The sequence below is a fragment of the Streptomyces boluensis genome (assembly GCF_009908195.1).
GTDB classification, from domain to species: Bacteria; Actinomycetota; Actinomycetes; order Streptomycetales; family Streptomycetaceae; genus Streptomyces; species Streptomyces boluensis.
Genome location: NZ_JAAAHS010000105.1, coordinates 1 through 21,116, shown reverse-complemented (window position 1 = coordinate 21,116; position 21,116 = coordinate 1). Strand labels below are relative to the sequence as shown.

Below are 21,116 nucleotides of genomic sequence, written 5' to 3'. Positions count from 1 at the left end.
CCCAACACCTCACTCTACCCGCGGAGCACCCCCCACCTGAGTCCGCACCGCCCCCATGCTCGCCGCCACCACCAGGGCGATGGCCAGGGCGTCGGTCGCGGCGAGTGACTGGTGCAGGATCAGGAAGCCGGCCGTGGCGGCGATGGCCGGTTCCAGGCTCATCAGGATCGCGAAGGTCGGCGCGGGCATCCGTCGCAGCGCGAGGAGTTCGAGGGTGTACGGCAGCACGGACGACAGGATCGCGACGCCCGCGCCGAGGGCGAGGGTCGTCGGGTCGAGCAGCTTCGCGCCGGACTCCGCGATGCCGAACGGCAGGCTCAGCACCGCGCCGAAGGCCATCGCGAGGGCGAGCCCGTCCGCCTGCGGGAACCGTCGGCCGGTGCGGGCGCTGAAGACGATGTACGCGCCCCACATCGACCCCGCCGCCACCGCGAACGCCGCACCCACCAGGTCGAGTCCGCCGAAGCCGCCCGCGCCGCCGAGCAGGAACACCCCGCCGAGGGCGAGCGCCGCCCACAGCGCGTTGACCGCGCGGCGGGAGGCGATGACGGACAGGGCGAGCGGGCCGAGCACCTCCAGGGTGACGGCCGGGCCCAGCGGGATCCGGTCGACGGCCTGGTAGAAGAGGCCGTTCATGGCGGCCATGGTCGCGCCGAAGGCCAGCACCGTGCCCCAGTCGGCACGCGTGTACCCGCGCACCTTCGGACGGCACAGCAGGAGCAGCACGACAGCGGCGGCCACGAGCCGGATCGTCACCACACCGAGGGCACCGGCGCGCGGCATCAGCGTCACCGCGAGGGCGGCGCCGAACTGCACGGAGACACAACCGGTGAGCACCAGGCCGACGGGCCCGAGCCCGCCGCCGCGCGGCCCGTCCACCGCCTCCCGCGCGACGGGTGCGGCCTGGACTTCGGCAGCCTGGGCGACGGCTGCCTGCGGACGTGTACTCACGCGTGCTTCTCCGGTTCTCCGGTTTCTCCGGTGTGACAGGTGCGGCGGTTCCCCACCCACGTACGCGACACCCACGTACGCGACGTACGTATGCGACCCGCGTACGTACGACGATGCTCCACCCACTGTGCAGCATGATGCACCGAGCCGTCCAATATGCTGCACCGAGCCGATGGAAGGCCCCCGTGGACACCCGCGTCTCGCGAGGTGGACCCCGGAATCTCCCCGTCCAGGGACCCGCTAGGCTCCAGCCGTGGCTGAGACGATCCAGATTCCTGCTGACATCAAGCCCGCCGACGGCCGGTTCGGCGCGGGCCCCTCCAAGGTGCGTACGGAAGCGCTCGACGCTCTCGCCGCCACCGGTACCTCCCTGTTGGGTACGTCCCATCGACAGGCCCCGGTCAAGGACCTGGTGGGCCGGGTGCGTGACGGCATCCAGAGCCTCTTCCAGCTCCCCGAGGGCTACGAGGTCGTCCTCGGCAACGGCGGCTCCACCGCGTTCTGGGACGTCGCGACCCACGGGCTCATCGAGAACAAGTCGCAGCACCTGTCGTTCGGCGAGTTCTCCTCGAAGTTCGCCAAGGCCGCGAAGCTCGCGCCGTGGCTCGACGAGCCCACCGTGATCCAGAGCGAGCCGGGCACCCACCCGAGCCCGCGCGCCGAGGCGGGCGTGGACGTGTACGCGTACACGCACAACGAGACCTCCACCGGTGTCGCCGCCCCGATCAAGCGGGTCGAGGGCGCCGACGCGGGTTCGCTCGTCCTGGTGGACGCGACCTCCGGCGCGGGCGGCCTGCCCGTGGACATCGCCGAGACGGACGTCTACTACTTCGCGCCGCAGAAGTCCTTCGCCGCGGACGGCGGCCTCTGGCTCGCCGCGTTCTCCCCGGCCGCGATCGAGCGCGCCGAGCGGATCCACGCGAGCGGCCGGCACGTGCCGGAGTTCTTCTCGCTGCCCACCGCGATCGACAACTCCCGCAAGAACCAGACGTACAACACCCCGGCGCTCGCGACCCTGTTCCTGCTCGCCGAGCAGCTGGACTGGATCAACGGCCAGGGCGGCCTCGACTGGGCGGTGGCCCGCACCGCCGCCTCCTCGCAGGCGCTGTACGGCTGGGCCGAGGACTCCAAGTACGCGAGCCCCTTCGTCGCGGACCCGGCGCAGCGCTCGCAGGTCATCGGCACGATCGACTTCGCGGACGACGTGGACGCCGCCGCGGTCGCCAAGGTGCTCCGCGCCAACGGCATCGTGGACACCGAGCCGTACCGCAAGCTCGGCCGCAACCAGCTCCGCATCGCGATGTTCCCGGCCATCGACCCGGCGGACGTCCAGGCCCTGACGGCCTGCGTGGACTACGTGATCGAGAAGCTGTAACCCCGTGTAACGCCTTTTCGTACGAGGACGGGCTGCGCTCAGCGGCTCAGGTTCTGGAACCGGCGCACCGCCAGCGGCAGGAACACCGCGGTGATCGCCAGCGGCCAGAGCAGCGCCATCAGCCCCGCGTGCTGCTCGATCCAGCCGGTGCCGCCGGGCATCGGGTAGCCGAAGAGGTCGCGGGCGGCCGTACCCGTGGAGGAGATCGGGTTCCAGGCGGCGATCGTGCCGAGCCAGCCCGGCATGGTCGCGGGCGGCACGAAGATGCTGGAGATCATCGTGAACGGGAAGGCCACGGCGAACAGGCTGCCCGCCGCCTCCGGGCTCGGCAGCAGAAGCCCGAGCCAGACGCCCACCCAGATCAGGCTGAACCGCAGGAGCAGCAGCAGCCCGAAGGCGCCGACGGTCGCGCCGAACCCGCCGTTCGAGCGCCAGCCCATGACGAGCGCGGTGGCCACCAGGATCGTCAACTCGGCGCAGGCCACGACGAGATCGGTGACACCGCGCCCGGCGACGACCGCCGAGGGGGCCATGGGCATGGAGCGGAACCGGTCGATGACGCCCTTGCTCGCGTCGCTCACCACGGTCGTCGCGGTGTTCATGAAGCCGAAGGCCATGGTCATCACGAACATGCCGGGCATCAGGAAGTCCAGGTAACTGCCGCCGCCCTCCCCGCCCGGCGGCTTCATCGCGCCGCCGAACACATAGCCGTACAGCAGCACGGAGATGATCGGGAAGCCCAACTGCCAGGCGATGTACGAGGGTCGGCGCCGGTAGTGGGTGAGGTCGCGGCGGACCACGTTCAGGCAGTCGGCGACGGCCCAGTGGAACCGGCCGCGCACGGGCCCGGCGCTCAGGTCGACGGTGCTCACGCGGCCACCTCCACGGCTTCGGTCCCGCCGCCGGTCCCGGGCTCGGACGCGGGCTCCGTACGGGAAGGCCCCGCACCGTGGCCCGTAAGGCGCAGGAACACATCGTCGAGGCTCGGCCTGCGCAGCCCGATGTCCTCCACCGTGACGCCCTGGTCCTGGAGGGCGCGGGCGACCTCGGTGAGCGCGGCGACCCGGTCGGTCACGGGGGCGTGCACCCGGCGTTCGGCCATGTCGCGCTCCGGCGCCGCGTCCGCGTCCGCGACCCGGGCCACGGCCTCGGTTACGGCGGCCAGGTCGGCGGGATCGGCGGCGACGACCTCCAGGCGGTCGCCGCCGACCGTGGACTTCAGGCCGTCCGGGGTGTCGTCGGCGATGGCGCGCCCCTGGTCGATGACGGTGATCCGCGAGGCCAGCTTGTCGGCCTCGTCGAGGTACTGGGTGGTGAGCAGCACGGTGGTACCGCCCGCCACCAACGCCCGTACGGAGTCCCAGACTTCGCCCCGGCCGCGCGGGTCGAGACCGGTGGTGGGCTCGTCGAGGAAGAGCACGTCGGGCGCGAGGATCATGGACGCGGCCAGGTCGAGGCGGCGCCGCATGCCGCCGCTGTAGTCGCCGGCGGTCAGGTCGGCGGCGGCCACCAGGTCGAACCGCTCCAGGAGTTCGGCCGCGCGGAGCCGGGCGCGGCGGCCGCCCAGGTGAAAGAGCCGGCCGAACATCTCCAGGTTCTGGCGGCCGCTGAGGATCTCGTCCACGGCCGCGTACTGCCCGGCGAGGCCGATACGGCGGCGCACTCCGCGCGGGTCGGCGGCCACGTCGATCCCGGCCACGGTGGCGCTGCCGCCGTCGAGCCGCACAAGCGTGGCCAGGACGCGGACGGCGGTGGTCTTGCCCGCGCCGTTGGGCCCGAGCAGTCCGTGCACGGTGCCGGCGCGCACCGCGAGGTCGAATCCGTCGAGGGCGCGCTTGTCTCCGTACCGCTTCCGCAGCCCTTCGGCGCGCACGGAGTACGGGGTGTGCTGGGCATGTGGGGCGTGCGGGGTCGTAGGGGTGCTCACAGGGGTCGCCTCCGGGGTGCTCGACCGGTCAACTGAGTACACCGTACCCTTATCCGAGTACACCGTACTCAGTTTTCTTCCGGGACCGGCCGAGCAGGCCATAGGCTGCCCCCATGAGCAGCGCGAAGGGCACGGAATCCAGCGGCAGCGGCGACATCAAGCGCAGCCTCGAACTCCTCTGGGGCACCGGCGAACGCGCCACCCGCGGGCCGAAACGCGGGCTCACCCTCGACCGGATCGTCACCGCGGCCGTCGAACTGGCCGACGCCGAGGGCCTGGCCGCCGTGTCGATGCGCCGCCTCTCCACCGAGCTCGGCACCGGCACGATGTCGCTGTACCGGTACGTGCCCGGCAAGGCCGAACTGCTCGACCTGATGCTCGACCGCGTCCAGGGCGAACCCCTCGCCGAGCGCACCGCCGACGACATGGCGGCGCTCGGCTGGCGCGAGGCGGTCGACGCGATGGCCCGCGCCCACCTGGAGCTCTACCGGCGCCACCCCTGGCTGCTCCGGATCAACCAGGCCCGTACCGTGCTCGGCCCGAGCGCCCTCGGCGGCCTGGAGGCGTCACTCGCGCCGCTGCGCCGCACGGGCCTCACCGACCCGGAGATGATCTCGGTGATCCTGCTGATGCAGAGCTTCGTGAACGGCGTCGCCCGCATGGAGATCGAGGCCCTGGAGGCGGTACGCGAGACCGGCCTCAGCGACGAGCAGTTCTGGGCGAGCCAGGAGCCGTACCTCGCCCGCGCCATGGAGAGCGGCGCGTTCCCGCTCATGGCCGCGCTCTCCGACGAGGCCTTCGGCCCGGACTTCGACCACTTCGAGTTCGGCCTGCGCCGCCTGGTCGACGGACTCGAAGTGCTGGTCGCGGCCCGCGCCGGGGACGGCAACGGCAACCGCTGACGCTCAGACCTTCCGGAACAACCGCTTCAACCCCATCACCGCGGCCACCACCACCGCGATCACGACGGCCCCCACGGTGAAGTCCCGGTCACCGCCATCGGCGCCGCTCCCCGACCCCGCCTCCGAACTCCCCTCCCCCACAGGCGACTTGGAGGCCTCCTCAGTCGGTTCGGCCGCCGCGCCCGGCGCCTCGATCGGCTCCACCTCGCTGCCCTTGCCCTCCGACCCGTAAAGCAGCGTGCCGCCGTCCGGGCTGTACGTGACCGACTCGCCCTGCCGCTGGAACGGCACGTCGGCCCGCTCGCCGCCGGCCGGGCGGCCGTCCTTCCACTTGTACGCGGTCGCCTCGAAGTAGCCGCGCAGCAGCAGTTGCCGCCCGTCCGGCGAGAAGGCGCCGTCGGTGGTCCACAGGTCGACGTCCGCGACCCGCCGGAAGACGTTGGTGCCCGCGGCGGAGAGCTCCGCCGGGCCCTCGTAGAGCCCGCCCTCGCCGTTCCGCTTCTTGTCGGCGATGTAGACCCGGCCGGTCTTCGGATGCACCATCAGCGCCTCCGCGTCCCGCGCGCCGTCGGCGTACTTCACCACGTACTGCGTGGCCTTGACGGTGGTGTCGCGGAGCTGCTTCGGCTCGGGGAAGCGGTAGATCCACACGTGGTCCCAGGTGCCGCCGAGGTTGTCCCCGATGTCGCCGACGTACACGTCGCCGTCCGGCCCGATCGACACGGCCTCCACGTCGCGCGGCGCCCCGACCCCGGCCAGGGTGACTGTCGCGACGGTCTCGCCGGTCCTGGAGTCGACCGCGTACAGGAACGCGCCGTCGTTGCTGTCGTTGTGCGTCCAGTAGATCCCGGGGTGGGCGCGGCTCGCGGCGAGGCCGCTGGACTCGGTGATCCGGGGGTCCTTGATCGTGAACGCCTCGACGTCCCCGTCCGCGGCCGCCGCGGGACCCGCCCCAGAGAGCAGCACGAGCGCGGCGGCTCCGGTCACACCCACAAGTGAACGCATGCGCTCAGCCTGCCAGGTGAGCGGTAGGTGCCACGTGTGCAGCCTCACATCACGGCCCGGTGCCGACTCCCCCGGCATCCGGAATGATGAGCGGATGCTCAGGCTCCTTTTCGTCGGCGACTCGATGACCATCGGCAGCGCCGGCGAACACACCTGGCGGCATCGCATGTGGCAGCACCTGCGAGCCACCTACGACGGCCCGTTCCAGATCGTCGGCCCCCGCGAGACGCTCTACGACAAGGCCCTCGACGCACCCGACTCGCACGAGTACGCGGACGACGTCGAGCCCGCCTTCCCGCGCCGCCACCTCGCGGGCTGGGGCGAGGGCTGGCTGCACATGGCCCCGCTGATCGGCGAGACGGTCCGCACCCACCGCGCCGACCTGCTGCTCGTCTCCCTCGGCCTGATCGACCTGGGCTTCTACACCGACGCCGGCCAGACCGCGGCCAACGCCCACACCTTCATCACCGAGGCCCGCGCAGCCAACCCGCGCATCGCGGTGGCGGTCCTTCCGGTCATCCCCAACGTCCGCGCGGACACGGACACTTCGTTCGCCGAGGAGGTCGCCCTCTTCAACGAACTCCTCGCGAAGACGGTCGCCGACCTCGACACCGACCGCTCCCCCCTCCTCCTCGCCTCGGTCCCGGAGGCGTACGACATCAACCACGACACGTACGACGGCACCCACCCGAACGCGAGCGGCGAACACAAGCTGGCGGGGGCGTTCGCGGACGCGATGCACCAGGCTTGGGATCTTGGAGCGCCGTACTCCGCATAAGGGTTCGAACTCCCCGTGACGTGGTCACCGTGCGTATCGTTGTACTGCGCGGCTGTACGTAATCGAGCGGCAGTTGGGGAGGAGTGCCACAGTGACTGTTCTGGAAGACAGGATCGAGATGGCTGAGAGCGCCAATAGCCGCGCCCTGGACGAGATGTTCGAGGCGCTGGAGCGGGGGCCCTTCCGCGAGGGATACAAGATCGAAGTCGTCGGGGGGGCCGTCCACATGGTGCCGCAGCGGAACGTCCATTGGCAGGTCATCTGGAAGGTCCTGCAGGCGCTGACCAAGCAGTTCGGCGAGGACGTCCTGCTGATGACTGATGTACGCATCGACTTCCCCGGCCATCTGAACGGCTTCTGCCCGGATATCGCCATGTTCCGTGACGGCGCCGAACCGGACGACGAGGAGCGCTGGCGATACGAGGACATCGAATTCGTCGGCGAAGTGATCTCCCGAGGGACCGCCGCGAATGACTACGGCCCGAAGAAGGCTGTGTACGCGACCGCGGGAATCCCCGTCTACCTGATCGCCGACCCGTACCAGGGCCGAGTTCACGTCTACACCCAGCCCAAGGACGGCGAGTATCACATCGAGACCAACGCCGACTTCGGCCAGAAGATCGACCTGACCCACACCCCTGCCGGCCTCACCCTCGACACCTCCAAGTTCCCCCGCGACCGCAAGTGACCCTTGCCTAGAGCCCACTCCACCCAGTTCGCTGTGTACCCATGAAGTACACGCAGCTTGGACGCACCGGACTCGAAGTCAGCCGCCTCGTCCTCGGCACCATGAACTTCGGACCGCAGACCGACGAGCCGGAAAGCCACGCGATCATGGATGCCGCGCTCGGCGCGGGCATCAACTTCTTCGACACCGCCAACGTGTACGGCTGGGGCGAGAACAAGGGCCGTACCGAGGAAATCATCGGCAGCTGGTTCGCCCAGGGCGGGGACCGGCGCGACAAGGTGGTCCTCGCCACCAAGATGTACGGCAACATGGCCGGCGACGGCGACGTGTGGCCCAACCACCACAAGCTCTCCGCGCTCAACATCCGCCGCTCGGTGGACGCCTCCCTCAAGCGCCTGCAGACCGACTACATCGACCTGTACCAGTTCCACCACATCGACCGCCGCACCCCGGTCGAGGAGATCTGGCAGGCCGTCGACGTCCTCATCGCGCAGGGCAAGATCCTGTACGCGGGCTCCTCCAACTTCCCCGGCTGGAAGATCGCCCAGACCAACGAGACCGCCCGCCGCCTCGGCTCGTACGGCCTGGTCAGCGAGCAGTGCCTGTACAACCTGGCCGAGCGCCGCGCCGAGATGGAGGTCGTCCCCGCCGCGCGGGAGTACGGCCTCGGCGTCATCCCCTGGTCGCCGCTGCACGGCGGACTGCTCGGCGGTGTCATCAAGAAGGAGACGCAGGGCGGCCGCAGGGCCAGCGGCCGCAGCGCCGACGCGCTCGCCAACACGCAGATGCGGGAGAAGGTCCAGCGGTACGAGGACCTGCTCGACAAGCACGGCCTCGAACCCGGCGAGGCGGCGCTCGCCTGGCTGCTCACCCGGCCCGGCGTGACCGGCCCCATCGTCGGCCCGCGCACCACCGAGCAGCTCACCTCGGCGCTGCGCGCCGTCGAGCTCGACCTCGGCGAGGAACTGCTCACGGGCCTGGACGAGATCTTCCCGGGTCCTGGGCCGAGCCCTGAGGCGTTCGCCTGGTAGCGGTAGCGCCCGTACGTACGCGAGGGCGTCGGCCCGCAGAGAAGCACCTCTCGGGGTGCTCACCCCACGGCCGACGCCACCGCCACGACGACGAACATCAGCACGAGCACACCGGCCATGATCCGGTTACGGGTCTTCGGGTCCACGTACCGAGACTAACCGGCGCCCCCGAACGGCCAGCGCCCGACCTCCTCGTACCGCGGCCGCTGTCCCGTGATGCCGCCGCGCGGCAGGTGGCTGCGGACCAGGGACAGCTCGCCGACCGTCCACGGGCCGCCCTCGAAGCCGTCGAGCGCGGCCACGAAGGGCCGCAGGTCGACGGCGGCGGCGCGGCTGCGGGCGAGGGTCAGGTGCGGGGTGTAGCCGCGGTGCCGGTCCATGTCGATGCCCGCCTTCCGCGCGGCGGCGTCCGCGCGCTCCGCGAGCCGCCGCAGCACGTCGAGCCGCCCGCTCGCCCCGGCCCACAGCGCCCGGTCCCCGAACCGGCCACCGCCGTGCAGTGCGAGGGGGAACGGCTCGGTACGGTGCGCGGCCCGCGCGAGCCGCTCCGACAGGCCGGGCACGGTCTCCTCCGGCACCTCACCCATGAACGCCAACGTGAAGTGCCACCCGGCCGGCTCGGTCCAGCGCAGCCCGTCGGCGCCGGGCAGCTGCTTCAACTCCCGCACTTCAGCGGCCAGTTCATCGACGGCGACGGCCGGGGGCAGGACGGCAGCGAAGAGTCTCATCGACACAGTCTGCACGTCTCCCCGCCCTGAAAATTCAGCCCCTCCGGCGATTGAGGAGCAGGGGTCCGGGGCGGAGCCCCGTGGCTGTCCGCAGGACTTTCGGGAAGGGGCGGGGCGGGGAGAAAGCCCCCCGCCCCAGCCGTCACAGCTTCAAGCCGCCGTAGCCAACCGCTCCCGAGGCACAAACCGGACCTGCGGATGCCCATGGTGCATGCCGACCTTCAGGCGCAGCCCGCCGACGCGGGCGAGGATCAGGCCGACCGTGGCCGCGGCGAGCGCCGCGATCAGGCCGCCCGCGGCGAAGCCGATCCGGGCGCCGTACGTGTCGGTGATCCAGCCGACGAGAGGCGCGCCGACGGGCGTACCGCCGGTGAAGACCATCATGAACAGGGCCATCACCCGGCCCCGCATGATCGGGTCGGTGGCCATCTGGACGCTGGAGTTGGCGGTCACGTTGACCGTCAGACCGAGCATGCCGAGCGGCACGAGCAGCGCCGCGAACAGCCAGAACGAGGGCGCGAAGGACGCCACGACCTCAAGCAGGCCGAAGCCGAGCGCGGCCGCGACGAGCAGCCGCAGGCGCGACGTGGCCCGCCGCGCGGCGAGCAGCGCACCGGCCAGGGAACCGGCCGCCATCAGGGTGTTGAGCAGGCCGTACGTCCCCGCGTCGCCGCCGAACACGTCGTCCACGAAGGCGGTCAGCCAGATCGGGAAGTTGAACCCGAACGTGCCGATGAACCCGACGAGCACGATGGGCCAGATCAGCTCGGGCCGCCCGGCGACGTACTTCAGGCCCTCCTTCAACTGGCCCTTGCCGCGCGGAGCCCGCTCCACCTTGTACAGCTCGGCCGTACGCATCAGGGCGAGGCCGACCAGCGGCGCTATGAAGGAGAAGCCGTTGAGCAGGAACGCCCAGCCGCTGCCGACCGCGGTGATCAGGACACCGGCGACGGCCGGTCCGACCAGGCGCGCGGACTGGAAGTTGGCGGAGTTCAGGCTGACCGCGTTGGCCAGCTGGTCCTTGCCGACCATCTCCGAGACGAAGGTCTGCCGGGCCGGGTTGTCGACCACGGTGACGAGGCCGAGCAGGAACGCGGTCAGGTAGACGTGCCAGACCTGGACGTGCCCGCTGAGCGTGAGCACACCGAGCGCGGCGCCGGTCAGGCCCATCGCGGACTGGGTGAAGAACAGCAGCTTGCGCTTGGGCAACCGGTCGACGAGCACGCCGCCGTAGAGCCCGAACAGCAGCATCGGGAGGAACTGCAGCGCGGTGGTGATACCGACGGCGGTGGCGGAGCCGGTGAGGCTCAGCACCAGCCAGTCCTGGGCGATGCGCTGCATCCAGGTGCCGGTGTTGGAGACGACTTGACCCGTGAAGAAGAGCCGGTAGTTACGGACCTTCAGCGAGCTGAACATGCTCGGCTTACGGGAGTCGGTGCGGGCTTCGGTGTCGTGGGTGGCTGGTGCGGGGGCGGAGTCTGCTCCGGATCCCGTACTCAAAAGTGTTCGCCTCCTTGGTACTTGACGGTCGTGCGGTTCGTACCGCTCTCACGGCTATTGCAGATGCGCGAGCTTCTCCAGGACGGGAGCGGCTGCGCGCAGCTTCTCCCACTCGTCCGCATCGAGGCCCTCGGCGAGCTGGGCCAGCCAGGCGTTCCGCTTGCGGCGGCTCTCTTCGAGCATCGCCTCGGCGGTCTCCGTCTGGCTGACGACCTTCTGTCTGCGGTCCTCGGGGTGCGGTTCGAGCCGGACCAGGCCCTTGGCTTCGAGCAGCGCCACGATGCGGGTCATCGACGGCGGCTGTACGTGTTCCTTGCGGGCGAGTTCGCCCGGGGTCGCGGAGCCGCAGCGGGCGAGCGTGCCGAGCACCGACATCTCGGTCGGGCTCAGCGATTCGTCGACCCGCTGGTGCTTGAGGCGGCGTCCGATGCGCATGATCGCGGAACGGAGTGCGTTCACGGCGGCGGCGTCGGCGCCATGGGAGAGGTCCGGCATGTTCGTTAGCATAACTCATTACCCTGACTAAAGAACACCCCGTTATCGGGGGATGGCGGGGGCGGAACGGACCAACATCACCCGTACGAGTGAGCCGATCGCGGAAAGTGACACACCGTGCGGCCCGGTCCGGCGACCCTGAGGCGCATGGAGACCAACGTGCTCAGCCTGCGCATAGACGGAGAGCTGTTTGACCGGCTCCGGGGCCATGCGGCGAAAAGAGGAATGAGCGTCCAGGACTATGTGGTCCGGACGCTCATTCGGGACGACTTCGACGAACGGTTCATGACGGCCGTCGAGGAGACGGAGAAGTTCTACGGCGTACGCGAGCTCCGCACCCACGACGACCGCTGCGCGTGACCGTGCGCGCACGACCGGCGCGTGACTACGTCAGCTGAAGCGCCGGCATCAGGTAGTAGAAGGCGAACACCGCGGCCACCGCGTACATCGCCTTCGGCACCTCGCGGCCGCGGCCCGCGACCAGGCGCAGCACCGTGAAGGTGATGAAGCCGATGCCGATGCCGTTCGTGATCGAGTAGGTGAACGGCATCATCACCATCGTCAGGAACGCCGGGATCGCGATCGTGTAGTCCTTCCAGTCGATCGCGCCGATCGAGCCGGACAGGATCAGGAAGCCCACCGCGAGCAGTGCCGGGGTGGCCGCCTGCGACGGCACCATCGTGGCGAGCGGCGTGAGGAACAGCGCGACCGCGAAGAGGCCGCCGGTGACGACGTTCGCGAAACCGGTGCGGGCGCCCTCGCCGACACCGGCCGTGGACTCCACGAAGCAGGTGGTGGCCGAGGCCGAGCTGGCGCCGCCGGCGGCCACCGCGATGCCGTCGACGAACAGGACCTTGTTCATGCCCGGCATGTTGTCGTTCTCGTCGGTCAGGTGCGCTTCCTCGCCGACGGCCATGATCGTGCCCATGGCGTCGAAGAAGCAGGAGAGCAACACCGTGAAGACGAAGAGGATCCCGGTGAGCAGCCCGACCTTCTCGAAGCCGCCGAACAGGCTGACCTGACCCACGAGTCCGAAGTCCGGCGTGGAGATCGGGTTGCCCGGCCAGGTCGGGGTGGTCAGGCCCCAGGACGGCACCGTCGCCACGGCGTTGATGATCATGGCGACGATCGTCATGACGACGATCGAGATCAGGATCGCGCCCGGCACCTTGCGCACGATCAGCGCGAGCGTGAGCAGCACACCGAGGACGAAGACGAGCACGGGCCAGCCGTTGAGGTGGCCGTCGCCGCCGAGCTGCAGCGGGACCGTGGTCTGCGCGGCGTCCGGGATACGCGAGACGAAACCGGCGTCGACCAGGCCGATCAGCATGATGAACAGGCCGATACCGATGGCGATGCCCTTGCGCAGGCCCATCGGCACGGCGCTCATGACCCGCTCACGCAGACCGGTGGCGACGAGGATCATCACCACGAAACCGGCGAGGACCACCATGCCCATCGCGTCGGGCCAGCTCATCCGCGGCGCGAGCTGCAGCGCGACCACGGTGTTCACGCCGAGCCCGGCGGCGAGCGCGATCGGCACGTTGCCGATGACGCCCATCAGGAGCGTGGTGAACGCGGCCGTCAGCGCGGTCGCGGTGACCAGCTGGGCGTTGTCCAGCTGGTGGCCGTACATGTCTTTCGCGCCACCGAGGATGATCGGGTTCAGCACGATGATGTAGGCCATCGCGAAGAAGGTGGCGAGACCGCCGCGGACCTCGCGGGGCAGCGTCGAGCCGCGCTCCGAGATCTTGAAGTAGCGGTCGAGTGCGCTGGTGGGCGCCTGCGACGGCTGCTGCTTGGGGTCGTCGACCGTGGCCGAGGGGGTCATGCGTGAACCTCAGACGTTCGGGGCGGGGCTCGCCGAAGGACTGCTGGGGGGTCGGCCGAGTCGCGCGCACCTTTGGAGCTTCTTACGAAGAAAAGCGGTCAGACTCAAGCCGTTTCAGTATGAATACATAAGGCAAAAATCGCTATCTCCGCGCGTAGACCCTTGCGGCATCCGGCTTCCCCAAGGTCGGCAGAGCCGCGCCCCGGTGGGCCTCGTAAGCTGTGCACATGGCGAAATGGACACCGCGGCACGAGGCGCCGGAGCCCCTTGAGGGTCCCGTCGTGGCCACCATCACGGGCGGCACGATCCTGTGGTTCGTCCTCTTCCTCGTCCAGCTCCCGTTCTACGGCTGGTTCGACGAGCGCGGGCTCATCTGGTGGGTGTGGACCTGCCTCGCCGGCGCCGGCCTCGGCTGCATCGGCATCTGGTACGTCCGGGGGCGCGACGCGGCACTCAAGCGGCACGCGGCGGAGCAGGCGACGGAGCACGCGGCGGGGGCCGAACAGCCGCCCGGCGCCGGGCAGTCGCCGAAGGCGGACGCCGGGAGCTGACCTCCGGTTGCCCTACCGAGGTCCCGTCCCCCGCACCCCGCGTAGTACCCCGGTCGGACCTCCCCCAGGGGCGCCCCTGATTCGCCCCTGATTCCCCTCAACTCGACGGGTGAACGGCGCCCGACGCCCGTACCGTCGAAACCATGACGCAGCGGGCACATATCGACACGGAGGGGCCGGACCCCGACCGCGCCGGGGCGGCCATCGACGCCGGAGCGGAACTGGACCCGGTGCATCCGGTGCCGCCGCCACCCGGACCGGCGAACGGGCTGAGCACCGCCGAGGTCGCCGAGCGGGTCGCCCGCGGCGAGGTCAACGACGTACCCGTGCGGTCCAGCCGCTCCGCGACCGAGATCGTCCGCGCCAACGTCTTCACCCGGTTCAACGCGATCATCGGCGTGCTCTGGATCGTCATGCTGATCGTCGCGCCCTGGCAGGACAGCCTCTTCGGCTTCGTGATCATCGCCAACACCGGCATCGGCATCATCCAGGAGCTGCGCGCCAAGAAGACCCTGGACAGCCTCGCCGTGATCGGGGAGGCCAAGCCCACCGTGCGCCGCGACGGGCGGGCCGCCGCGATCTCCACCTCCGAGATCGTGCTCGGCGACCTCATCGAGATCGGCCCAGGCGACAAGATCGTCGTGGACGGCCGGTGCGTCGAGTGCGACAGCCTGGAGATCGACGAGTCGCTGCTCACCGGCGAGGCCGACCCCGTACTGAAGAAGCCCGGCGACCCCGTGATGTCCGGCAGCTTCGTCGTCGCGGGCGGCGGCGCGTTCACCGCCACCAAGGTCGGCCGCGAGGCGTACGCGGCGCAGCTCGCCGAGGAGGCGTCCCGGTTCACGCTCGTCCACTCCGAGCTGCGCTCCGGCATCTCCACGATCCTCAAGTACGTGACGTGGCTGATGATCCCCACCTCCATCGGCCTGGTGATCTCCCAACTCGTCGTCAAGGACGACAACTTCAAGGAGTCCATCGCCTACACCGTCGGCGGCATCGTCCCGATGATCCCCGAGGGCCTGGTCCTGCTGACCTCCGTGGCCTTCGCGATCGGCGTCATCCGGCTCGGCCGGCAGCAGTGCCTGGTGCAGGAGCTGCCCGCCATCGAGGGCCTCGCCCGCGTCGACACCGTCTGCCTCGACAAGACCGGCACCCTCACCGAGGGCGGCATGGACGTCACCGAACTGCGGCTGCTCAACGGCTCCGACGAGAGTTACGTACGCAAGGTCCTCGGCTCCCTCGGCGAGTCCGACCCACGGCCCAACGCCTCCCTCCAGGCGATCATCGACGCCTACCCGGACGTCGAGGAGTGGCGCTGCACCGAGTCGCTGCCGTTCTCCTCGGCCCGTAAGTACAGCGGCGCCAGCTTCAGCGAGGGCAACGGCGAGAACTCCACCTGGCTGCTCGGCGCCCCCGACGTACTGCTGCCCGCCGACGACGCCACGCTCGCTGACATCGAGGACCTCAACCACCAGGGCCTGCGTGTCCTGCTGCTCGCCCGCAGCCGCCGCGAACTCGACGCCCCCGACGTGCACGCGGGCGCCCGGCCGCACGCCCTGGTCGTCCTGGAGCAGCGGCTGCGCCCCGACGCCGCCGACACCCTGCGCTACTTCGAGGAGCAGGACGTCAAGGCCAAGGTGATCTCCGGGGACAACGCGACCTCCGTCGGCGCCGTCGCCGGAAAGCTCGAACTGCCCGGCGCCGACCGCACCGTGGACGCCCGCACCCTGCCCGCCGACCGGGCGGAGATGGCGCGAGTCCTGGACGAGAACGCGGTGTTCGGCCGTGTCACCCCGCAGCAGAAGCGGGACATGGTCGGCGCCCTGCAGTCCAAGGGCCACACCGTCGCCATGACCGGCGACGGCGTCAACGACGTGCTCGCCCTCAAGGACGCCGACATCGGTGTCTCCATGGGCTCAGGGTCCGAGGCCACCCGCGCCGTCGCGCAGATCGTGCTGCTCAACAACAGCTTCGCCACCCTGCCCTCGGTGGTCGCGGAGGGCCGCCGCGTCATCGGCAATATCACCCGCGTCGCCACGTTGTTCCTGGTCAAGACGGTGTACTCGGTGCTGCTCGCGCTCCTTGTCGTCTGCACCCAGGTGGAGTACCTGTTCCTGCCCCGGCACCTGACGCTGCTTTCCACGCTGACCATCGGCGTCCCGGCCTTCTTCCTCGCCCTCGCCCCCAACAAGGAGCGCGCCCGACCGCACTTCGTCCGCCGGGTCATGCGGTACGCGATCCCGGGCGGCGCCATCGCGGCCGTCGCCACCTTCGTCACGTACCTGCTCGCCCGCACCCACTACTCGGGGGCGGGCGCGCGGGAGGCGGAGACCAGCGCGGCGACGCTCACGCTGTTCCTGATCGCCATGTGGGTGCTCGCGATCATCGCCCGCCCCTACACCTGGTGGCGGCTCGCCCTGATCGGCGCGATGGGGGCGGGGTTCCTGCTCGTCATGGTCGTGCCGTGGCTGCAGGACTTCTTCAAGCTGCGCCTGGTCGGCACGACCCTGCCGTGGGCGGCGGTCGCCGTCGCGGCCGCGGCGGCGGTCCTCGTCGAGTTCGCCTTCCGGTGGGTGGACCGAAGATTCCCTGCGTAGTTCTACGGGTGTGGGCTCAGTCGAACCAGCGGTCCCGCGCCAACTCCCCCGTGCGCGACGGGTCTTCGAGCAGCGCCGCCACCTCGAAGCGCCGCGGCCACTGCCCCGCCGCCCACGCGAGCCCCGCCGCGACCCCCTCCAGGGTCGCCGCGTGCACCGTGCCGTCCGGGGTGCGCCGCCAGTCCAGCTCGACCCCGCCGACGACCAGCTCCTCGTGCTCCCGGTACGAGGAAGGGGCCGCCGCGCCGAGCAGGGTCCGTACCGAATCGGGCACCCGGTGCTCGACGCCCGCGTCCGGCACGTCCGCGGCCACGTCGGCGCTGAGCCGCCGTACCTGCAGCAGCTCGGCGAGCTCCGCGGCGCGGGCGGGCGCCACCGGGAGCAGCGCACGGCCGGCCGCCAGGGGCAGCAGGTCGGGGGCGTCCGCGACGACCGCGTCGGCGGCGTCCACCACGGCCACCTCGCCGTCGACGACCGCGCGCAGCTCCTCCGGCAGCGTCACCTGCTCCGGGTCGAGGTACGCCAACGAGCCGTACAGGGCGTGCAGTTGGGCCGCCGACACGGTGCGCTCCGGGTCGGCGAGCCGGTCGAGGAGTTCGGCGGCGCCGCCCGGCTCGTCGAGGAGCGCGGCCACCGAGGTGCGTACCCCGAGGGCCCGCAGCACCTGCTCGTCCTCGAAGCCGGCCGCGTCCGCCTCCTCGTAGAGCCCGGCGAGCAGCGGGTCGCCGCCGGCCGCGCGCAGACCGGCCGGGCGGCGCCCGTCGAGCACCGGGTGCCCGCGCAGCCACCAGGCGGTGTACGGGCGTACGGACTCGGTGGTGCCGTCGGGGAGCAGCACCCGCACCGGCTGGGTCAGCGCGTCCCGCAGCGGCGGCCGCGCGAGCAGCGCGAGCGCCTGCGGCCAGCGGTCGTCGTCGATCAGGTCGAGGTCGCGCACGGCGACGAGTTCGGTGGCGACGGGCGGCACCGGCGAGTCGGGCAGCTGGTCGAGGAGGTCCTCGCACCACACGTCGACCGCGTCGAGCAGCCCGGCGTCGTCGGGCTCCGCGAAGTCCCCGTCGCGGGGCTCCAGTTCGTCCGGGTCGAGCACCACGTCGGTGGCACGGACGAGCGTGAACGTGGCGAGCACCCCGCACGCGGCGAGCGGCTGCTCACCCCACTTACCGGCCAAGTCGCCGTGTACGTAGGCGAGTTCGTCCTCGCGCATGACGGCGGCGAAGTCGCTGCCGGGCAGGACCAGCTCACCGGCGGGCGCCGGTTCGCCCTCGTCGTCGCTGAGGGCGAGCGCGCCGAGCCACGGTTCGTCGCCCGGTTCGAGCCCCGCGTCCCGGACGAGCGCGAGCACGATGTCCGCCAACTCATCGGCGTCCAGGGCGTCTTCGTCCCACACCTCGTCGTCGAGGGAGGCCGCGACGGCCGCCCGCACCTGCGGTGTGGTGAGCACCGCGCGGGGCGTGGCGGGCATGGCGCCCAGCTTTTCGAGCAGCGGGTGCGCGGCCTCCGGGTGCGCGACCTTCAGCCCGAGCCGCGCGAGGCCTTCGGGAGTGTCGGCGCCGGGCAGCAGAATGTGCCGCGGCCCGATGGTGGTCCTGCTGTCGGCCAGCGGTACGGGAAGCCCGCTGAGCCGCTCCGGATCGACCCCGGCGAGCGACTCGTACAACCGCCACCACCAGCCCGGCTCCCGCTCAAGTCCGGCGAGCCGGTCCACGGCGTCCTGCAACGGCAGCCGCGCCACCCCGAGGGTGCGCAGCTCCGCCCGGCGTTCGAGCCCTGCGGGCAGCAGCGTCGGCAGCACCTCGGCGAGCACCCGTACGGTGTCCGCCCCCGCGCCCTCGACGACCTCCGCCTCGAAGGGCCGCAGCGCGAGGGGCCTGCTGTCCTCCTCATCGTCGGGCTCGGGCGGCACGGCGGGCGCGAGGAACGCGGTACGCGGCAACAGTTCGAGCACGGCCGCGCGCAGCGCCCCGTCGAGCACGGACGCGGCCAGCGCGCCCGGCACGAGATCGATGATCCCGACCGTCAACGGCTGCCATTCGGCGAGGAGTTGGGCATACGCCTCGGCGGCGCGCGCCACCAGGAAGTCGGTCAGCGCCCCCGGCGCGGCATGCCGCCGGGTCGCGTCAAGGGGGAACGACGCGATCAGCAACGCCGGTACGCCCAGGGCCTCGTCGCTCGGCGTCGGCGCGTGCACGACCGGCGCGGTACGCGGCCGCTGCGGCGCCCCGTCCCCGTCGACGGGCACCGCCCACGTCACGGACCACTGCGGCCGCGCCCGCTCCTCGACGGGCCGGTCCCGGAGCAGCTCGGGGTCGAGCCGACCGTTGCGCTCGACGGTGCGCCAACGGGTCGTACCGTGCGCGGAGTCGGAGATCCGCGCGTACGCCCCGTCATGGTCACGGGTGAGGGTGCGGACGCCTTCCGGGGTCTCGACCACGACCTCCGTCAGACCGGGCAGGGCAAGCAGCAACGCGTCGTCGACCCCGTCGAGCAGCCGCTCCACCAGTGCCTCGGCGGCGGCGTCCCGGAGCGGCAGGATGACGACGGTGTCGTACGTGTCGGGCGCGGACCCCTCCGCCGCGAACGGCAGCCGCAGCAGCGGCACATGACCGTCACGGCGCCGGATCTCGTCGGCGAGGTCGGGGCTGCGCTCTGCGGCTACGGCCCCGGCGGCCTCCCGCGCCTCGACGAGCGACCAGCGCACGCCGCCGGTGCGCCCGACGACAGCGGGTTCGTCACTCACAGCGAGCACGGCGGCGAAGCCGACCCCGAACCTGCCGACGGTCGCGCTCCCCCCGCTGTCCCGCTTGGCGGAGGCCCGCAACGTACTGAGCGACTCGACACCGGCGGAGTCCAGGGGCGCCCCCGTATTCGCGGCAGCCAGCACCCCGTCACGCAGAGTGAGCCGCAAGCGTCCGGGCACGCGGGCACGCGCGGCGGCATCGGCGGCGTTCTGCGCCAGCTCGACGACAAGCCGGTCCCGGTACCCGCCGAGCGCCAGATCCTCCTCGGCGTTCGCGTCCTCCCGGAACCGCGCGGGAGCGGCACCCCACGCGTCGAGCACGGCCCGCCGCAGCCCCACGGTGCCGAACGGATCAGCTCCCTCGGGCGCGGGCTGGACGAATCTGCTCACGGTGGTCCTCCTCGTCGGCGGCGGGGCTGCCGCGGGTGCTTTGCTGCCGCCTGAAGGTACCGGTTGACGGGCAAGTACCCCCTCGTGGGCTGCGCAGACCCTGCACTCGGCAGTATGCGCCGCGTCGCGGGCCGGTGCGTGGACGGCCACCCACCGGGCCACCCAGGCAGCCCGTCACACCTGCCCTGGCGAGGGCACAGGTGACGGGCTTCCCTGCCCCCTGTGTTCCTTCGCCCTCGCCCTCATCAGGTCCAGCGATTCCTTCAACGGCAGCGCGTCGCTCAGGGCCAGGTCGTACGCATGTTGCAGGTACTGGACGACATCCGGGGAGTCATGCAGCTTCCCGACGGAGGCCCCCTCGCTGTACGCGGCCGGCGGCTGATCCTCGAACCACATCAGGCTCACCATGCCGTTGAGCAGGCCGTAGGCGCCCATGGTCGCGGGCATCACGTGCACACGGATGCGACCCTCCTCGACAAGCCCGACCAGATGCTCGATCTGCTCCGCCATCACCGCACCCCCGCCGACGGGACGCCTCAGCACCGCGTCGTCGAGCAGTGCCCACACCTCAGGCGTGAGCGGATTCCGGAGAATGTCCGACCGCTCAAGCCGTGTGACAACGTGCCTGTCACGCTCCTCCTCGCTGCGGAGCAGGGGCCAGGCGTCGAGGACCGCGGTGGCGTACCCCCGCGTCTGCAGGATGCCCGGAACGTAGGTCGAAGCGAACTCACGCACCATGACAGCCTGCTGCTCCAGCGCATGGGCGGCTTCGAAGAACGCAGCCAGAACGGCATTGTCCTGGGGGCGGAAGCCGTGCGGTGAGTGGCCGTCGGGACGGAAGCTGCTCAACACATCCCCCGTGCCGAGCGCCCGGTCCAACCGCCGTGCATCCTCCTCGGAGGGAACCCTCCTCCCTGCCTCGATGTGCGCGATATGGGTCCGCGTCATCATCGCCTCGTCGGCCAACTGCTGCTGCGTCCAGCCCCGCGCCTCCCGCTGCGCCTTCAGCCACTCCCCGTACGTACTGGTCATCGCGCCAACTCCCGTTCCCCATGTGACAAATGACGGGTCACACGTCACCCCCTGGCGAGGCTAGCCACCCCGACTCCACTCTGTGAGCGAATCACTACACAACGCAGAAGGGTGGAGTTCATGGAGACAGCCGAGGAACGGCACGCCGCGGCCGCGCGGATCCGTGAAGCCGAGTCCGTACGGGACGCGCTGCGCGCGGCGCTCACCGCGGCAGGGGTGAAACTGCCGACGTTCCGCATCGACCAGGCGTCCTGCGCCCGCGAGAAGCCGTACCCCCTCATCGAGTTGGGCCGCTGCGACGTGGCCACCGCGCGGGCCCTGGCCGAGGCGCTGAGGGGGACGAGGTGACCGACGAACGACCGCCCATCGGCGAGACCGTACGGGACGAAGAGACCGGCCGCGTAGGCGAGGTGACGGGCCATCATGGCAGGTACGTCCAGCTGCGCCCGCTGCTCGGCGGCCGGGAGTGGGACGCGGAACCGGCGCGGCTCAGGCAGGTCAGCACGACGGAGTTGCTCAGCGCGCGGGTCGCGGCGCTCAACTCCCTTACCCGAAGGACCAGTTCGACGTGAAGTTGCTCCACCTCCTGCTGGCG

Annotated in this window: 20 protein-coding genes; 10 read left to right on the top strand and 10 right to left on the bottom strand. The window is 71.0% G+C overall.

Going from position 1 to position 21,116, the window contains the following annotated elements; genetic code table 11:
• Positions 1 to 9: 9 nt before the first annotated feature.
• A complete protein-coding gene (locus GUY60_RS15830) occupies positions 10 to 879 on the bottom strand; it encodes an EamA family transporter (RefSeq protein WP_161698222.1) in 870 nt (289 codons plus the stop codon).
• 325 nt (positions 880 to 1,204) lie between these two features.
• Here GUY60_RS15830 and serC point away from each other — a divergent pair, with 325 nt between their 5' ends.
• Positions 1,205 to 2,326, top strand: a complete 1,122-nt coding sequence (serC, locus tag GUY60_RS15825; protein WP_161698219.1) for a phosphoserine transaminase — start codon at positions 1,205 to 1,207, stop codon at positions 2,324 to 2,326.
• A 38-nt stretch (positions 2,327 to 2,364) separates the two neighbouring features.
• On the opposite strand, the gene GUY60_RS15820 is transcribed toward serC, so the two are convergent.
• Positions 2,365 to 3,198 (bottom strand): ABC transporter permease, encoded by an 834-nt coding sequence (locus GUY60_RS15820; RefSeq protein WP_161698217.1) that lies wholly within the window; start codon positions 3,196 to 3,198, stop codon positions 2,365 to 2,367.
• Positions 3,195 to 4,253 carry an ATP-binding cassette domain-containing protein gene (locus tag GUY60_RS15815; RefSeq protein WP_376771238.1) on the bottom strand — a complete coding sequence of 353 codons (1,059 nt, stop codon included), beginning with the start codon at positions 4,251 to 4,253 and terminating at the stop codon, positions 3,195 to 3,197. Before GUY60_RS15815 ends, GUY60_RS15820 begins: the two co-directional genes overlap by 4 nt.
• Before the next feature lie 113 nt (positions 4,254 to 4,366).
• Here GUY60_RS15815 and GUY60_RS15810 point away from each other — a divergent pair, with 113 nt between their 5' ends.
• Positions 4,367 to 5,155 carry a TetR/AcrR family transcriptional regulator gene (locus GUY60_RS15810; protein WP_161698212.1) on the top strand — a complete coding sequence of 263 codons (789 nt, stop codon included), beginning with the start codon at positions 4,367 to 4,369 and terminating at the stop codon, positions 5,153 to 5,155.
• A gap of 3 nt (positions 5,156 to 5,158) precedes the next feature.
• Here the strand turns inward: GUY60_RS15810 and GUY60_RS15805 are convergent, their stop codons facing one another.
• Positions 5,159 to 6,160, bottom strand: a complete 1,002-nt coding sequence (locus GUY60_RS15805; RefSeq protein WP_161698211.1) for a hypothetical protein — start codon at positions 6,158 to 6,160, stop codon at positions 5,159 to 5,161.
• 94 nt (positions 6,161 to 6,254) lie between these two features.
• Between GUY60_RS15805 and GUY60_RS15800 the strand changes: the two genes are divergently transcribed.
• The 3 genes from GUY60_RS15800 (at position 6,255) to GUY60_RS15790 (ending at position 8,657) form a co-directional block, all read left to right on the top strand.
• Positions 6,255 to 6,938 carry an SGNH/GDSL hydrolase family protein gene (locus GUY60_RS15800; RefSeq protein WP_161698208.1) on the top strand — a complete coding sequence of 228 codons (684 nt, stop codon included), beginning with the start codon at positions 6,255 to 6,257 and terminating at the stop codon, positions 6,936 to 6,938.
• A gap of 91 nt (positions 6,939 to 7,029) precedes the next feature.
• Positions 7,030 to 7,626, top strand: coding sequence for a Uma2 family endonuclease (locus tag GUY60_RS15795; protein ID WP_161698206.1), 597 nt, complete (start codon positions 7,030 to 7,032; stop codon positions 7,624 to 7,626).
• A gap of 41 nt (positions 7,627 to 7,667) precedes the next feature.
• Positions 7,668 to 8,657 (top strand): aldo/keto reductase, encoded by a 990-nt coding sequence (locus GUY60_RS15790; RefSeq protein WP_161698203.1) that lies wholly within the window; start codon positions 7,668 to 7,670, stop codon positions 8,655 to 8,657.
• Positions 8,658 to 8,812: 155 nt separating this feature from the next.
• On the opposite strand, the gene thpR is transcribed toward GUY60_RS15790, so the two are convergent.
• The 3 genes from thpR to GUY60_RS15775 all read right to left on the bottom strand — a co-directional run bounded on the left by thpR (position 8,813) and on the right by GUY60_RS15775 (position 11,380).
• On the bottom strand, positions 8,813 to 9,385 hold the full coding sequence (gene thpR, locus GUY60_RS15785) for an RNA 2',3'-cyclic phosphodiesterase (RefSeq protein ID WP_161698201.1): 573 nt from the start codon (positions 9,383 to 9,385) through the stop codon (positions 8,813 to 8,815).
• Positions 9,386 to 9,535: 150 nt separating this feature from the next.
• Positions 9,536 to 10,885 (bottom strand): MFS transporter, encoded by a 1,350-nt coding sequence (locus GUY60_RS15780; protein WP_161698198.1) that lies wholly within the window; start codon positions 10,883 to 10,885, stop codon positions 9,536 to 9,538.
• Between the two features lie 54 nt (positions 10,886 to 10,939).
• Positions 10,940 to 11,380, bottom strand: coding sequence for a MarR family winged helix-turn-helix transcriptional regulator (locus GUY60_RS15775; protein ID WP_161698196.1), 441 nt, complete (start codon positions 11,378 to 11,380; stop codon positions 10,940 to 10,942).
• Positions 11,381 to 11,527: 147 nt separating this feature from the next.
• On the opposite strand from GUY60_RS15775, the gene GUY60_RS15770 reads away from it, so the two are divergent.
• Entirely contained in the window at positions 11,528 to 11,740 is a 213-nt protein-coding gene (locus tag GUY60_RS15770) for a ribbon-helix-helix protein, CopG family (RefSeq protein WP_161698193.1), read from the top strand.
• Between the two features lie 25 nt (positions 11,741 to 11,765).
• Here GUY60_RS15770 and GUY60_RS15765 read toward each other — a convergent pair whose 3' ends face one another.
• Positions 11,766 to 13,211: an NCS2 family permease gene (locus GUY60_RS15765; protein WP_161698190.1), complete on the bottom strand. Its 1,446-nt coding sequence runs from the start codon at positions 13,209 to 13,211 to the stop codon at positions 11,766 to 11,768.
• 227 nt (positions 13,212 to 13,438) lie between these two features.
• On the opposite strand from GUY60_RS15765, the gene GUY60_RS15760 reads away from it, so the two are divergent.
• On the top strand, positions 13,439 to 13,762 hold the full coding sequence (locus GUY60_RS15760) for a DUF2530 domain-containing protein (RefSeq protein WP_161698188.1): 324 nt from the start codon (positions 13,439 to 13,441) through the stop codon (positions 13,760 to 13,762).
• Positions 13,763 to 13,905: 143 nt separating this feature from the next.
• A complete protein-coding gene (locus GUY60_RS15755) occupies positions 13,906 to 16,359 on the top strand; it encodes an HAD-IC family P-type ATPase (RefSeq protein ID WP_161698185.1) in 2,454 nt (817 codons plus the stop codon).
• Between the two features lie 16 nt (positions 16,360 to 16,375).
• On the opposite strand, the gene GUY60_RS15750 is transcribed toward GUY60_RS15755, so the two are convergent.
• Together GUY60_RS15750 and GUY60_RS15745 are read right to left on the bottom strand one after the other, a co-directional pair.
• On the bottom strand, positions 16,376 to 19,489 hold the full coding sequence (locus GUY60_RS15750; RefSeq protein ID WP_161698183.1) for a sacsin N-terminal ATP-binding-like domain-containing protein: 3,114 nt from the start codon (positions 19,487 to 19,489) through the stop codon (positions 16,376 to 16,378).
• Positions 19,490 to 19,663: 174 nt separating this feature from the next.
• Complete coding sequence (locus tag GUY60_RS15745; protein ID WP_161698180.1) at positions 19,664 to 20,521, bottom strand: helix-turn-helix domain-containing protein; 858 nt, start codon at positions 20,519 to 20,521, stop codon at positions 19,664 to 19,666.
• A gap of 120 nt (positions 20,522 to 20,641) precedes the next feature.
• On the opposite strand from GUY60_RS15745, the gene GUY60_RS15740 reads away from it, so the two are divergent.
• Both GUY60_RS15740 and GUY60_RS38995 read left to right on the top strand, forming a co-directional pair.
• Entirely contained in the window at positions 20,642 to 20,869 is a 228-nt protein-coding gene (locus GUY60_RS15740; protein ID WP_161698178.1) for a hypothetical protein, read from the top strand.
• Positions 20,866 to 21,093, top strand: coding sequence for a hypothetical protein (locus GUY60_RS38995; protein WP_161698175.1), 228 nt, complete (start codon positions 20,866 to 20,868; stop codon positions 21,091 to 21,093). The genes GUY60_RS15740 and GUY60_RS38995 overlap by 4 nt, the downstream gene beginning before the upstream one ends.
• Positions 21,094 to 21,116 lie beyond the last annotated feature (23 nt).